Annotated in this window: 9 protein-coding genes; 7 read left to right on the top strand and 2 right to left on the bottom strand. The window is 72.9% G+C overall.

Annotated features, from left to right (window positions below; all coding sequences use genetic code 11):
• Window positions 1-61: 61 nt before the first annotated feature.
• The 7 genes from G7072_RS11760 (at window position 62) to G7072_RS11730 (ending at window position 9,406) form a co-directional block, all read left to right on the top strand.
• Window positions 62-2,290 carry a polyribonucleotide nucleotidyltransferase gene (locus G7072_RS11760; protein WP_166086582.1) on the top strand — a complete coding sequence of 743 codons (2,229 nt, stop codon included), beginning with the start codon at window positions 62-64 and terminating at the stop codon, window positions 2,288-2,290.
• 86 nt (window positions 2,291-2,376) lie between these two features.
• On the top strand, window positions 2,377-3,720 hold the full coding sequence (locus G7072_RS11755; RefSeq protein ID WP_166086580.1) for a pitrilysin family protein: 1,344 nt from the start codon (window positions 2,377-2,379) through the stop codon (window positions 3,718-3,720).
• Between the two features lie 55 nt (window positions 3,721-3,775).
• Window positions 3,776-4,636, top strand: coding sequence for a hypothetical protein (locus G7072_RS11750; protein ID WP_166086578.1), 861 nt, complete (start codon window positions 3,776-3,778; stop codon window positions 4,634-4,636).
• A 58-nt stretch (window positions 4,637-4,694) separates the two neighbouring features.
• The gene (dapB, locus tag G7072_RS11745; RefSeq protein ID WP_166090049.1) at window positions 4,695-5,441 is read left to right on the top strand and encodes a 4-hydroxy-tetrahydrodipicolinate reductase; all 747 of its coding nucleotides are present in this window, start codon (window positions 4,695-4,697) and stop codon (window positions 5,439-5,441) included.
• Between the two features lie 33 nt (window positions 5,442-5,474).
• On the top strand, window positions 5,475-5,906 hold the full coding sequence (locus G7072_RS11740; RefSeq protein WP_166086576.1) for a VOC family protein: 432 nt from the start codon (window positions 5,475-5,477) through the stop codon (window positions 5,904-5,906).
• A gap of 78 nt (window positions 5,907-5,984) precedes the next feature.
• Entirely contained in the window at window positions 5,985-6,746 is a 762-nt protein-coding gene (locus G7072_RS11735; protein ID WP_166086574.1) for a response regulator transcription factor, read from the top strand.
• Window positions 6,743-9,406 carry a DUF4153 domain-containing protein gene (locus G7072_RS11730; RefSeq protein WP_166086573.1) on the top strand — a complete coding sequence of 888 codons (2,664 nt, stop codon included), beginning with the start codon at window positions 6,743-6,745 and terminating at the stop codon, window positions 9,404-9,406. The genes G7072_RS11735 and G7072_RS11730 overlap by 4 nt, the downstream gene beginning before the upstream one ends.
• Window positions 9,407-9,419: 13 nt before the next feature.
• On the opposite strand, the gene G7072_RS11725 is transcribed toward G7072_RS11730, so the two are convergent.
• The gene (locus G7072_RS11725) at window positions 9,420-11,072 is read right to left on the bottom strand and encodes an alpha-amylase family glycosyl hydrolase (RefSeq protein ID WP_166086571.1); all 1,653 of its coding nucleotides are present in this window, start codon (window positions 11,070-11,072) and stop codon (window positions 9,420-9,422) included.
• 118 nt (window positions 11,073-11,190) lie between these two features.
• On the bottom strand, window positions 11,191-13,581 hold the full coding sequence (locus G7072_RS11720; RefSeq protein WP_166086569.1) for an immune inhibitor A domain-containing protein: 2,391 nt from the start codon (window positions 13,579-13,581) through the stop codon (window positions 11,191-11,193).
• Between the last annotated feature and the right edge of the window lie 91 nt (window positions 13,582-13,672).

The following is a 13,672-nucleotide window of genomic DNA, read 5'->3' as shown; positions in this document are numbered from 1 at the left end:
TGCGCCGCAGCACGGCAGTCGACGTCGCGTGATCGCTCCGCGAAACGAAAAGGAGATCCCCATGGAGGGACCCGTCATCTCTGCTGTCGAGACCGTTCTCGACAACGGCAAGTTCGGTCAGCGCACCGTCAAGTTCGAGACCGGCCTGCTGGCCCGTCAGGCGGCCGGCTCGGTCACCGCCTACCTCGACGACGACACGATGCTGCTCTCGGCCACCACGGCCGGGAAGCACCCCAAGGACCACTTCGACTTCTTCCCCCTGACGATCGACGTCGAGGAGCGGATGTACGCCGTGGGCCAGATCCCCGGCTCGTTCTTCCGGTCCGAGGGTCGTCCCGGTGAGGACGCGATCCTCACCTGCCGCCTGATCGACCGCCCGCTGCGCCCGACCTTCAAGAAGGGGCTGCGCAACGAGGTCCAGGTCGTCATCACCGTGCTGGCGCTCGACCCCGACAACCCGTACGACGTGCTCGCGATCAACGCCGCGTCGCTGTCGACCCAGCTCTCCGGCCTGCCGTTCTCCGGCCCCGTCGGCGGCGTCCGCGTCGCCCTCATCGAGAACCAGTGGGTGGCCTTCCCGACCCACACCCAGCTCGAGGACGCCGTCTTCGACATGGTCGTGGCCGGTCGCGTCACCGACACCGGCGACGTCGCCATCATGATGGTCGAGGCCGAGGCCACCGAGGAGACTTTCAACCTCGTCCGCAGCGGTGCCGAGGCGCCGACCGAGGAGAAGGTGGCCAGCGGCCTCGACGCCGCGAAGCCCTTCATCAAGCAGCTGTGCGAGGCCCAGGCCGAGCTGGCCAAGCAGGCCGCCAAGCCGGTCCAGGACTTCCCGATCTTCCTCGACTACGAGGACGACGTGTACGCCGCGGTCGAGTCCGCCGCCTCCGCCGACCTGGCGCAGGCGCTGACCATCACCGGCAAGCAGGAGCGCGAGGAGCGTCTCGACGCCGTCAAGGACAGCGTCCTGACCGCCGTCGGCCCGCAGTTCGAGGGTCGCGAGAAGGAGATCGGTGCGGCGTTCCGCTCGGTCACCAAGGCGCTGGTCCGCGACCGCGTGCTGCGCGACAAGGTCCGCATGGACGGCCGTGGCCTCTCCGACATCCGGAGCCTGACCGCCGAGGTCGGCGTGATCCCGCGCGTGCACGGCTCGGCGCTGTTCGAGCGCGGCGAGACCCAGATCCTGGGCGTCACCACGCTGAACATGCTCACGCTGGAGCAGAAGCTCGACACGCTGTCGCCGGAGAAGACCCGTCGCTACATGCACAAGTACGTCTTCCCGCCGTTCTCCACCGGCGAGACCGGTCGCGTCGGCTCCCCGAAGCGTCGCGAGGTCGGCCACGGTGCGCTCGCGCGCCGCGCCATCCTGCCGGTGCTGCCCACCCGCGAGGAGTTCCCCTACGCGATCCGTCAGCTCTCCGAGGCCATGGGCTCCAACGGCTCCACCTCGATGGGCTCGGTCTGCGCCTCGACGCTGTCGCTGCTCCAGGCCGGCGTCCCGCTCCGCGCCCCCGTGGCCGGCATCGCCATGGGCCTCATCACCGGTGAGGTCGACGGCAAGGACGAGTACGTCGCCCTGACCGACATCCTCGGTGCCGAGGACGCCTTCGGCGACATGGACTTCAAGGTCGCCGGCACCCGCGAGTTCGTCACCGCGCTGCAGCTCGACACCAAGCTCGACGGCATCCCCGCCGACGTGCTGGCCGGCGCGCTGACCCAGGCCCGCGACGCGCGCCTGGCGATCCTCGACGTCATGGCCGAGGCCATCGACGCCCCCGAGGAGATGAGCCTGCACGCCCCGCGGATCATCACCGTGAAGATCCCCGTCGACAAGATCGGCGAGGTCATCGGGCCCAAGGGCAAGGTCATCAACCAGATCCAGGACGACACCGGCGCGTCGCTGTCCATCGAGGACGACGGCACCATCTACATCGGTGCCACCAACGGCGAGGCCGCCGAGGCCGCTCGTCAGGCCGTCAACGCGATCGCCAACCCGACGATGCCCGAGGTCGGCGAGCGCTACCTCGGCACGGTCGTCAAGACGACGAACTTCGGTGCGTTCGTCTCGCTGCTCCCGGGCAAGGACGGCCTGCTGCACATCAGCAAGCTGCGTGGCCTGGCCGGTGGCAAGCGCGTCGACGCCGTCGAGGACGTCGTCTCGGTGGGCCAGAAGCTCCAGGTCCAGATCGCCGAGATCGACGACCGCGGCAAGCTGTCGCTGATCCCGGTCGTCGAGGACGACGGCTCCGCGGAGTCCGACGCCGCCGACGCCGCGGACGAGGGCTGATCCCCACGTCGCGCAAGCACGCACTCGGAACGGGCCCGGTCGACATCGACCGGGTCCGTTCCCGTACGCCGTCGGGCGACCCGGTCATGCCCGAGGCGGAGACGCTGCTGGTGGAGACCGACACCACCGGCGGGGTCGTGTCCACGGTGCGGCGTACCGTCCTGCCGGGCGGGCTGCGCGTGGTCACCGAGTCGATGCCAGGCGTCCGCTCCGCCTCGATCGGGGTCTGGGTCGGGGTGGGCTCGCGCGACGAGACCCCAGGCCTGGCCGGCGCCTCGCACTTCCTCGAGCACCTGCTCTTCAAGGGCACCCCGGAGCGCTCGGCGCTGGACATCTCGGTGTCGCTCGACGCCGTGGGCGGTGAGTTCAACGCCTTCACCGCCAAGGAGTACACCTGCTTCCACGCCCGGGTCCTCGACGTCGACCTGCCCCTGGCCGTCGACGTGCTCGGCGACATGATCACGTCCTCGACCATCACGCCCGAGGACGTGGAGGCCGAGCGTGAGGTGATCCTCGACGAGATCGCCATGCACGACGACGACCCCGAGGACGTCGTGACGAACCTTCACGCCGAGGCGTGCTGGGGCACCTCCCCGCTGGGTCGCCCGATCGCGGGCACGGCGGCGTCGATCGCGGCGCTCACGCGCGCCCAGATCCACCGCTTCTGGCGCACGCACTACACCGCCGACGGCATGGTGGTCGGGGTGGCGGGCAACGTCGACCACGACGAGGTCGTCGCGATGGTGCGCACCTCCTTCGACCGGGCCGACTTCCTCGCGCCCGCTCCCGCCGCCGACACCGAGGCGCCCGCCCCGGCCCGCCGCGCGCGCTCGCGCCGCTTCCGGCGCGCCGTCGGCGGCGAGGTCCGGGTGGCCCGCCCCTTCGAGCAGGCCAACCTGGTGCTGAGCGTCAACGCCCTGCCCCGCGGGGATGACCGGCGCTACGCCCTCGGCGTGCTCAACGCCTGCCTCGGCGGCGGCCCGTCGTCCCGACTCTTCCAGGAGGTCCGCGAGCGTCGCGGGCTGGCCTACTCGGTCTACTCCTACGCCGGCCACTACGCCGACGCCGGCATCTTCTGCGTCGGGGCCGGCTGCCTGCCCGGCAAGCTCGACCAGGTCCTCGACGTCGTCCGGGCCGAGCTGCGCCTGCTCGCCGAGGACGGCCTGAGCGCCGAGGAGCTCGAGCGCGGCAAGGGCCAGCTCCGCGGCGGGCTGGTGCTCGGTCTCGAGGACTCCGCCGCCCGGATGTCGCGCATCGCGAAGTCCGAGCTGCACGGCGAGGAGCTGCCGAGCATCGAGGAGATCATCCGGCGCGTCGACGCCGTCACGTTGGACGACGTCCACGCCCTCGCCCGCACGCTCTTCTCCGGGCCCGAGACGCTGGCCGTCGTCGGGCCCGAGCGTCGGAAGTCGCGCGCCGAGAAGCGCTGACCCCCGGCGCGGGGAACCGTCGGGCGGCGCCATGCGTCCCACTCGCATGCGAGCCATGCTGCGACGACCCCGTGCCGAGCCCGTCCGGCCGCCCGCGCTGGGCGCCCTGGTCGTGCTCGCCGCGCTCACCGGGCTCGCGGGGTGCGGTGAGCCACCGGCGCCGGAGCCCGACGTCCTCGTGGCCGCCGAGGCGCCCGAACGCCCGGTCGCCGCGAAGGCGGCTGGCGCGCTCGACTGCGTCCACCCGGTCGCGACCTCGGGGGCGGGCGACTACGTCGACAGCGGGCTCGAGACCGTGCAGGACGACCCGGCGGCCGCGGTCGAGGTCCTGGTCCGGGAGAGCGGGGTCGGGGGCGTGCCCGCGGCCGGGTACGAGGTCACGGCCACCGACGGTGACCGGGTGCTCCTCACCCAGCAGCACGACGGCAGGACCGTGGTCGCCTTCGTGGTCGAGGACGGCGTCAGCGACTGGGCGGGCGACCAGGGGTGGGGCGTGACGTCGTACGCCGCCTGCGACCTGGCCGAGCTCCCGCCGGCGGTCGCGCGGGCGCAGGGGACGGAGGTGTGGACCGACGCGGAGGGGACGCCGGTGCCCACCTCACGGGTGCAGTCGTCGGCCGGTCCGGAGCACTGCGACTGGCAGGACGTCACCTTCCTCCAGGTCGGGGACGGGCGCGACGGCGGGCAGTACCTCCGCGACGTCGACGGCGAGCTGGCCGACAGCGAGCGCACGTCGTACGCCGCGCAGGTGCCCCTGCCCGCCGACGCGACCGACACCGGGTGGCGGCTCGACGGGCGTGAGCTGTGGCTGGTGCCCGACGGCAGCGCGGCGTACGTCGTGGAGGCCGGGCGCTCCACCGGCCCGCCGGTGGGGGAGCGGTGGCCCGGGACGAAGGAGCCCGTCGCCTGCGGGTGACCGGCCGACCGTCCGGTGCACCGTCCGAGGCCCGCTATAGGGTCGGGGCGTGACTCAGGTGCGGAAGGTCGGCGTGCTCGGCGCCCAGGGCAAGGTCGGCCGCGAGGTCTGCGCGGCCGTCGAGGCGGCCGACGACCTGGAGCTCGTGGCCCGGGTCGACGTCGACGACGACCTGGCCGACCTGGTGTCCGCCGGGGCCGAGGCGGTCGTCGACTTCACCCACCCCGACGTGGTCATGGACAACCTGGCGTTCTGCATCGAGCACGGCATCCACGCCGTGGTCGGCACCACCGGCTTCGACGACGACCGTTTGGCCACGCTGCGCGCGCAGCTCGACGACCACGCGGGCGTCGGGGTGCTGATCGCGCCGAACTTCTCCATCGGCGCCGTGCTGATGATGCGCTTCGCCGCCGAGGCCGCCCCCTTCTTCGACTCCGTCGAGATCGTCGAGCTCCACCACCCCCACAAGGCCGACGCCCCCAGCGGCACCGCCCGCCGCACCGCCGAGCTGGTCGCCGCCGCGCGTCGTGAGGCCGGGGCGGCGCCGATGCCGGACGCCACCTCGACCGCGCTCGACGGCGCCCGGGGGGCGGACGTCGACGGCGTCCGGGTCCACGGTCTGCGGATCCAGGGCATGGTGGCCCACCAGGAGGTCGTCCTCGGAGGGCTGGGGGAGACCCTGACCATCCGCCACGACTCGATGGACCGGGCCTCGTTCACCCCGGGGGTGCTGACCGGCCTGCGTGCCGTCGCCGACCACCCGGGCCTCACCGTCGGCCTGGAGCACGTCCTACCCCTCGACTGACCGCCCCCCGTCCCACGACCCCCAGGAGCCCGTGTGCCCGTCCCCGCGAACTTCAGCATCGTCACGCTCGGCGTCGCCGACCTCGACACGTCGATCGCGTTCTACGAGGCCTGGGGGTGGGAGATGCGCGGGGCGCGCCACGACGGGATCGTGTGGTTCAAGACCGCGGCCACCTGGCTCGGGCTCTTCCCGATGGCCGAGCTGGCCGAGGACACGGGGTTGGAGAACCCGGCGTCGCTCCCCGCCTTCCGCGGCTCGACGCTGGCCATCAACGTGCTCTCGGTCGAGGAGGTCGACGACGCCTTCGCCGTGGTGGTCGCCGCCGGCGCCACGCTGGTCAAGGCTCCCGAGTCGATGGAGTGGGGCGGCTACGCCGGCTACGTCGCCGACCCGGACGGCCACCTCTGGGAGATCTGCTACAACCCGTTCTTCATGATCACCGAGGGCCAGATCCACATCCCCTGAGCCCCGCGGGACCGACCTGCACAGAACCTTCACGCTTCGCGACCGTCTTCCACGGCGTCGGGCTCCTAGGCTCGAGCCATGTCAGTCACGGGGCCGGGACACGCCGGGGGACCAGCCGGAGCGGGAGCGGCGAGGCGGCTCCTCGTCGTCGAGGACGAGCCGGTCATCAACCAGGCCGTCACCGACCGCCTGCGCGGCGAGGGCTACGACGTCGTCCAGGCCTGGGACGGACCCGGAGCGGTCGCGCGGTTCACCGAGACCGACCCCGAGCTGGTGCTGCTCGACGTGATGCTGCCCGGCTTCGACGGCCTCGAGGTCTGCCGCCGGATCCAGGCCACCCGCCCGGTCCCGGTGCTGATGCTGACCGCCCGCGACGACGAGGCCGACGTCCTCGTGGGGCTGGGCGTCGGCGCCGATGACTACCTGACCAAGCCGTTCCGCATGCGCGAGCTCGTGGCCCGGGTGGCGGCCCTGCTGCGGCGGGTGGAGCGGGCCGCCGAGCTGGTGGCCGAGCGCGCCGGCTCCGGGGGCGGGTCGATCGAGCTGGGCGAGCTGAGCGTCGACCCGGCGACCCGCCGCGTCCGCGTCGCCGGCGCCGAGGTCCACCTGACCCCGACCGAGTTCGACCTGCTCGTGCACCTCGCCGGCAGCCCCGGCACGGTGCTCACCCGCGAGCGCCTGTACGCCGAGGTCTGGGGCTGGGAGAGCGCCTCGGGCACCCGCACCGTCGACAGCCACGTGAAGGCGCTGCGGGCCAAGATCGGCCCCGAGCGGGTGCGCACCGTCCACGGGGTCGGCTACGCCCTCGAGCCCGGCGGCACCCACCGGACCGGGCCGTGAGCAACCGCCTCCTCGACCAGCTGACCTCGGTGAAGGTCAAGCTGGGGGTGCTCGTCGCGGTCAGCGTCACCGTGGCTGCCGTCGTGGCCGCGACCGGGGCGGCCGGAGGAGTGCCGTTCTGGCTGAGCGTGCCCGTCACGGTCGCACTGGCGCTGGCGGTGACCCAGCTGCTGGCCGTGGGCATGACCTCGCCGCTGCGGGAGATGACCGCCGCGGCGCGGAGGATGGCGCGCGGCGACCACTCCGCCCGGGTGGTGGCCACCTCGAAGGACGAGGTCGGTGAGCTGGCCCGCGCCTTCAACCGGATGGCCGAGGACCTCGCCACCGTCGACCGGCAGCGCCGCGAGCTGGTCGCCAACGTCAGCCACGAGCTGCGCACCCCGCTGACGGCGCTCTGCGCGGTGCTGGAGAACCTCGCCGACGGCGTCGCGGAGCCCGACCCGGTCGCGCTGCGGGCGGCCCTGGAGCAGGCCGAGCGGCTTTCCGCGCTGGCCTCGGACCTCATCGACCTGGCCCGGGTCGACGCCGGCGCGACCCGCCTCGCCCGGGAGCCGGTGACCGTGCAGGCGTTGCTCGAGCGCAGCGTCGCCCAGGCCCGGGTGACCGGACGCGACGTGACCTACGACCTCGCCGTCGAGCCGCCGACGCTCACGACCACAGCGGATCCCGCACGCCTGCACCAGCTGGTGGCGAACCTCCTCGACAACGCCTCGCGCCACAGCCCCGCCGGAGGCGTGGTCCGCGTGCGCGCCACGACGTACGACGACCGCTGGCGGCTCGAGGTGTCCGACGACGGCCCCGGCATCCCCGCGGCCGACCGGGACCGGGTCTTCGAGCGGTTCGGCACCCTGACCGAGACCGAGGGCGGAGGGGGGACCGGACTCGGTCTGGCCATCGCCCGCTGGGTGACCGACCTCCACGGCGGCACCATCCACGTCGTCGACCCCGAGCCGCCCGGCCGGGGGGCGCGGGTGCGCGTCGACCTGCCCCGGGAGCCGCCGGAGGTCCCGCCGTCCTCCCCACCGACCGTCGTCCGTCCTCCCGTCCCGCCGACCCAGGAGCCAGCCATGCCGCCCACCTCCGGTCCCACCAGCCCGCCCCCGCCGTACGCCGGGCCGCCCTCTGCCGGTCCTCCCTGGGCCGGCCCGCCGTACGCGGGCGCTCCTGCCCGACCATCCCGACCATCCCGCCCGACCGGCCCGCCGCCCGAGCCGGCCCTGGACGCGCTGTTCGGCAGCTTCTGGCCCGAGGTCGCGCTGCCCGCCAGCGTGCGGGCGGTGCTGGCCAGCCTGGCCGTCGGCCTGCTCGCCGCCGTGGTGCTGCCGTTCCGCGACGCGGGCATCGGCACCTCCCTGGTGCTGCTCGCCGCCGGCGGGGTCGTCCTGGGCTTCAGCGTCAACCGCCGCTCGCCGTTCACGCTCGCCTGCGCCGGTCTCTGCGCGCTGCTCGCGTGCGTGGCGTTGCTCCGCGACGCGGACTGGATCATCGCGCTCAGCCTGCTCGCCGGCGCCGTCGTGTGCGCGGTGGGGGTCGTGGCCGGTCGCAGCGTGCCGGCGTTCGTCGCCTCCTGCGTCGCATGGCCCCTGGCCGGCATCCGGGGACTGCCCTGGCTGGGTCGCTCGGCCCGCGCGGTCACCGGCCACGGCAGCAGTGCCGCCGCGCTGCGGACGACCGTCTGGTCGCTGCTCGGTCTCGTCGTGTTCGGGCTGCTGTTCGCCTCCGCCGACGCCGTCTTCGCGCGCTGGGTCGGGGCGCTGGTGCCCGACCTCACGGTCGACACCTTCGTGCTGCGGGGCTTCCTGACGGTCGCCGTCGGAGGCGTCGTGCTGGCGGCGGTCTACCTGGCACTCAACCCGCCGCGGGTCGAGCCCGACGAGCGGGTCGTGCGCGCGGTGGCGCACCGCTACGAGTGGCTGGTGCCGGTGCTGCTGGTCGACGCGGTGTTCGCCGTCTTCCTCGGCGCCCAGGCCACCGTCGTCTTCGGCGGGCACGACTACCTCGAGCGCACCACCGGGCTGACCTACGCCGACTACGTGCACGAGGGCTTCGGCCAGATGACCGTCGCGACCGCCCTCACGCTGCTCGTGGTGTGGGCCGCGGCGCGCAAGGCTCCCCGCGCGACGGCGCAGGACCGGGCCTGGCTGCGCGGCTCGCTGGGGCTGCTCTGCGCGCTGACCCTCGTCGTGGTGGCCTCCGCGCTCTACCGGATGCACGTCTACCAGGAGGCCTACGGCTTCACCCGGCTGCGCCTGCTGGTCGACCTCTTCGAGGCGTGGCTCGGGCTGCTGGTGCTCGGCGTGCTCGCCGCCGGGGTGCGCCTGCGTGCCCGGTGGCTGCCCCGCGCGGCGCTGCTCGGTGGCGCCACGCTGCTGCTCGGCCTGGCTGCGGTCAACCCCGACGCCTGGATCGCCGAGCACAACCTCGAGCGCTACGCCGAGACCGGCAAGGTCGACTGGACCTACCTGCAGGGCCTCTCCGACGACGCCGTCCCGGTGCTCACCGACGACTCGCGGCTGTCGGAGGACGAGCAGCGGTGCGGCCTCGGCCTCCGGGTGCCCGCCGGCGACGACTGGCTGGAGTGGAACCTCGGACGCCAGCGCGCCGCCGCGGACGTGGAGGCGTCGGTGCCGCCCCCCGTCGACGGGTGCCCGGAGCGCTGAGCTCCGGCGGGGCTCAGACGCGCAGCCAGGCGGAGGTGTCCGCCGGCAGCCGTCCGCCGTCGAGCGGGCCGCTGGCCAGCAGCACCTCGCCCGCGGGGAGGTCGACGCTCGTGCCGCCCATGTTGGTGACGCAGCGCCAGCCGCCCGGCCGCTCGAGGTCGAGCACCGGTGCGCCGGGCTCGGAGTGCCAGGTCAGCCGCTCGTCGCCCTGCAGCGCGCGGCGCAGCCGCAGCGCCTCGCGGTAGAGCGTCAGCGTCGAGGCCGGGTCACCGTCCTGGACGGAGGCGGCGACCTCGCCGAACCAGTCCGGCTGCGGCAGGTGCGGCGGGGCGTCGCCGAAGCCGTACGACGGCGGCTCGCTCGTCCAGGGGATCGGCACCCGGCAGCCGTCGCGGCCCTTGACCGTGTGGCCCGAGCGCTCCCAGGTCGGGTCCTGCAGCGCCTCGGCGGGCAGGTCGGGCACCTCGTGGAGGCCGAGCTCCTCGCCCTGGTAGAGGTACGCCGAGCCCGGCAGCGCCAGCATGAACAGGGTGGCCGCCCGGGCCCGCCGCAGACCGGCCTCGCGGTCCAGCACGGGGTCCCGGCCGTCGGTGCCCAGCCACGCCTCGGAGATCTCGGCCCGGTCGCCCTGGGGCAGGCCGTAGCGCGACGCGTGGCGGACGACGTCGTGGTTCGACAGCACCCACGTCGAGGAGGAGCCGGTCTCGTGGTGGGCGTCGAGCACGTCGGCGACGATCTCGCGGAAGGCGGCGGGGTCCCAGGGGGCGTCGAGGAGGTCGAAGGTGAAGGCCTGGCCCAGCCCGCTCGGGTGGGCGTACGGCGCCAGCCGGCTGCGGTGCACCCACGCCTCGGCCACGGCGGTGCGGGGCGGGTCGTACTCGTCGAGCACGCGCCGCCACTCGGCGTACACCTCGTGGACGCCGTCCTGGTCCCACAGCGGGTGACGGCCCAGGGCCGGCGGGAGCGGCGGCAGCTCGGCGGTCGGCGCGAAGGGCTCGGTCAGGTCCTTGACCAGGGAGTGGGCCACGTCGACGCGGAAGCCGTCGACGCCGCGGTCGGACCAGAAACGCAGCGTGCGCAGGAAGTCCTCGCGGACGTCCGGGTGGTCCCAGTTGAAGTCGGGCTGCTCGGGGGCGAACATGTGAAGGAACCACTGGCCGTCGGGCACGCGCTCCCACGCCGGCCCGCCGAACACCGACTCCCAGTCGCTCGGGGGCTCCGAGCCGTCCGGTCCGGCGCCGTCGCGGAAGACGTAGCGCTCGCGCTCCGGGGACCCCGGTCCGGCCGCCAGGGCCTGCCGGAACCACGCGTGCCGGTCCGAGGAGTGGTTCGGGACGATGTCGACGATGACGCGCGCGCCGCGGGAGTGCAGCGCCGCCACCAGCTCGTCGAAGTCCTCCAGCGTCCCGAGGACCGGGTCGACGTCGCGGTAGTCGTCGACGTCGTACCCGCCGTCGGCCAGTGCCGAGGGGTAGAACGGGCTCACCCAGACCGCGTCCACGCCCAGCGAGGCGAGGTAGTCGGCGCGGCTGGTGATGCCGCGGACGTCCCCGATGCCGTCGCCGGAGGCGTCGGCGAAGCTGCGCGGGTAGACCTGGTAGACGACCGCCTGGCGCCACCAGTCGGCGTCGGGGGCGGCGGGGGACACGGGGCGCGAGGAGGGCACGAGCGAAGAAACTACCGGCTGCGCGGGCGGGGAGAAAACGGCGGACGCCGCCGACGGTCTCCCGTCGACGGCGTCCGGTGCTGCGGGGTGCTGCTGGGTGGTGCGGGGTGCTGCTCGATCAGCGAGTGGTGCCGACGCTGACCCTCATCGTGCCGTTCTTCGCGACCTGGGTGACGGTGAGCGTCGTCCCGGTCTTGGGCACGTCGACGCTGTACCAGCCGGGCTGGTAGCGGCCCGGGTGCGAGCCGGTCGCGCCGTGCTGGTCGCTGCCGTACCACCAGGTCTTCGTGTCGTCGAAGCGCGGGACCGCGCCCTTCGACCCGATGGTGGCGGCCACGCCGTCCTTGTGCAAGGTGATCTTCTTCGTCGGCTGGAGACCGAACGTCGAGTCGTAGGACAGGATGCGGTTGCGCATGAGCGTCCCGTCCTTCCAGTGCGAGAACTGCGGGTGCGCGTCGACCGGCAGCAGCAGGCCCTCGCCCGGGTGCTCACCGACGTTGTTGTCGGTGTACTCCTCGTTCCAGTACCAGACCAGCATGCCCGGCATGTAGGGGTGGGTCTCGACGTAGTCCGGCTTGGTGTTGGCGAAGCCGAAGTTGTACGCCGTCTTCAGCGACGCGTCGTAGCCGTCGTACTGACGGTTCTCCGACACGTAGGCGTTGAAGAACTTCTGGACCTCGGAGCCCGTGGTGCGGACGAAGCCGTCGAAGGCCCAGCCCTCGTCCTCGGTCTCGGCGGTGCCGATGGTGGTGCCGTCGACCGCGATGTCGTCGACGCGGAAGCCCTCCTCCGCGTAGGCGCCGTCGGTCTGGTAGCGGAACCGCACCGCCGTGGTGCCGGCCGGCAGGGTCGCCGTGAGCTGGGCCCACTCGCCACCGGTGCTGCCGGTGATGCCGGTCTTGGAGGTGTTGAACCCGCTCTGGTCGCCGCTGCTGTCGGAGCGGTTGGTGACGACCGGCGTCCAGTCGGTGCCGTTGCTCGAGGTCTCCAGGAACGCGTAGTCCCAGTCGGTCTCGATGTCGTACTTGACCGCGGCGGTCAGGTTGCTGCCCGAGATCCCGGTCTTGGTCATCGTGGTGTTGAGGTTGTCGCCCTGGGTGGACCAGAACTGGTACTCACCGGTCTTCGGGTCGCCGAGGGCCAGCGGGACCTCGTTGTCGGGCAGCACGGTGAACAGCGCCTGCGCGCCGCCGGTGGTGGCCGGCACGTTCTTCGACAGCGTGTGGGTCGACTTCTCGCCGGCGGTGGCGACGTCGTAGAACGGGCCCTTGTCGCCCTGCTCGCCCAGCCAGCCGAGCTGGAACAGCTCCCAGGCGCTCATGTCGGTCGGCGCGTCGCCGATGCCGTCGGGGCTGCCGTCGCCGATGTTGGCGCCAGACGACATCAGGGTCCAGAACGCGGTGTTGTTCTCGGCGCCGCCGGTGTTGCCGGAGGTGTCGTAGAGGTCCGGCAGACCCAGGTCGTGGCCGTACTCGTGCGCGAAGACGCCGAGGCCGCCGTTCTCGGGCTGGATGGTGTAGTCGCCCACCCAGACGCCGGTCGGGTTGTTCGGCACGTCGGCGGTGGAGTACTTGCCGCCGTTGGAGCCGGCGTTGACGCCGGTCAGACCGCCGGGGCCGCCGGCCTGGAGGTTGGAGTACCAGCGGTGGCTCCAGATGGCGTCGGAGCCGTAGATCGGGTCGCCCGAGGCCTGGTCGCCACCGGCGTGCACGATCTGGAAGTGGTCGATGAAGCCGTCGGGCTCATCGTAGTTGCCGTCGGCGTCGACGTCGTAGCGGTCCTGCACGTCGAAGCTCTTGAGGTAGGCGGTGACCTCGGCCATCGTCTTGCCGGACTTCAGCTGCTGGTCGACCCAGACCGCCAACGCGTCGCGCACGAGCGCCTTGGTGCTGTCGCACACCACGTCGCCACAGAAGTCACGGCCGTAGGCGGCCTCGTTGAAGGGCACCTTCACCCACTCGGTGACGTCACCGTCGACGGAGTAGCGGCCCGAGGACTGGGTCTCGTAGTACTCCGCCATGCGGTTGAAGTACATGTCCTCGTAGTGGCCCTGGTCGTAGTCGGCCTGCCAGAGGGTGGCGTTGTCCGTCGAGCGGTCCGGCTCGGGGATCTCGTTGTGCAGCGGGCCGTCGTAGCGCTGGGGCTTCGGATCGGCGGTGGCGGGGCCGGTGAACTGCGGGTGCTCCTTGTCGGCGAACTCGGCCAGCACGACGAAGATCCGGTCGGTGCCCTCGAGCTCGAGCGGGACGTCCTGGTTGTCGCCCTTGCCCTTGGGCTTCTTGCCCGCGAGCTTGCGCTGCAGCGCGGCCTGCTTCTGCGCGTCGCGCTTGGCCTTGATCTTCAGCGGGTGCTTCGGGGTGTCGTCGCCGCCGCGGGCGGTGGCGGCCCGCTCCGCGCCGTCCTGGTTCGGGACGGCCGGTGCGGGTGATGCGGTGGCGAGTCCTGCGGTCAGCAGGCCCGCCGCAGCCAGCAGAGCAGCTGCTCCGCGACGGTGGGTGCGTGGGATCACGATGTCTCTTTCCTGTACGGCGATAACGCCTGTTTTCCCGAAACACGGGCAGATCTGGGACCTTTGCCCGCAGGTGTCGCGTTTGTTGGCG

Source organism: Nocardioides sp. HDW12B, from assembly GCF_011299595.1.
Classification (GTDB): domain Bacteria; phylum Actinomycetota; class Actinomycetes; order Propionibacteriales; family Nocardioidaceae; genus Marmoricola_A.
Note: the sequence above shows the minus strand (reverse complement) of the source record. Positions and strands in the feature narration are given on the sequence as shown.

What these genes read in the sequence shown, in the direction of transcription:
- G7072_RS11735 (WP_166086574.1), top strand. Translation starts at nt 5,985, where the DNA reads ATGTCAGTCACGGGGCCGGGACACGCCGGGGGACCAGCCGGAGCGGGA.
- G7072_RS11760 (WP_166086582.1), top strand. Translation starts at nt 62, where the DNA reads ATGGAGGGACCCGTCATCTCTGCTGTCGAGACCGTTCTCGACAACGGC.
- G7072_RS11750 (WP_166086578.1), top strand. Translation starts at nt 3,776, where the DNA reads ATGCTGCGACGACCCCGTGCCGAGCCCGTCCGGCCGCCCGCGCTGGGC.
- G7072_RS11755 (WP_166086580.1), top strand. Translation starts at nt 2,377, where the DNA reads ATGCCCGAGGCGGAGACGCTGCTGGTGGAGACCGACACCACCGGCGGG.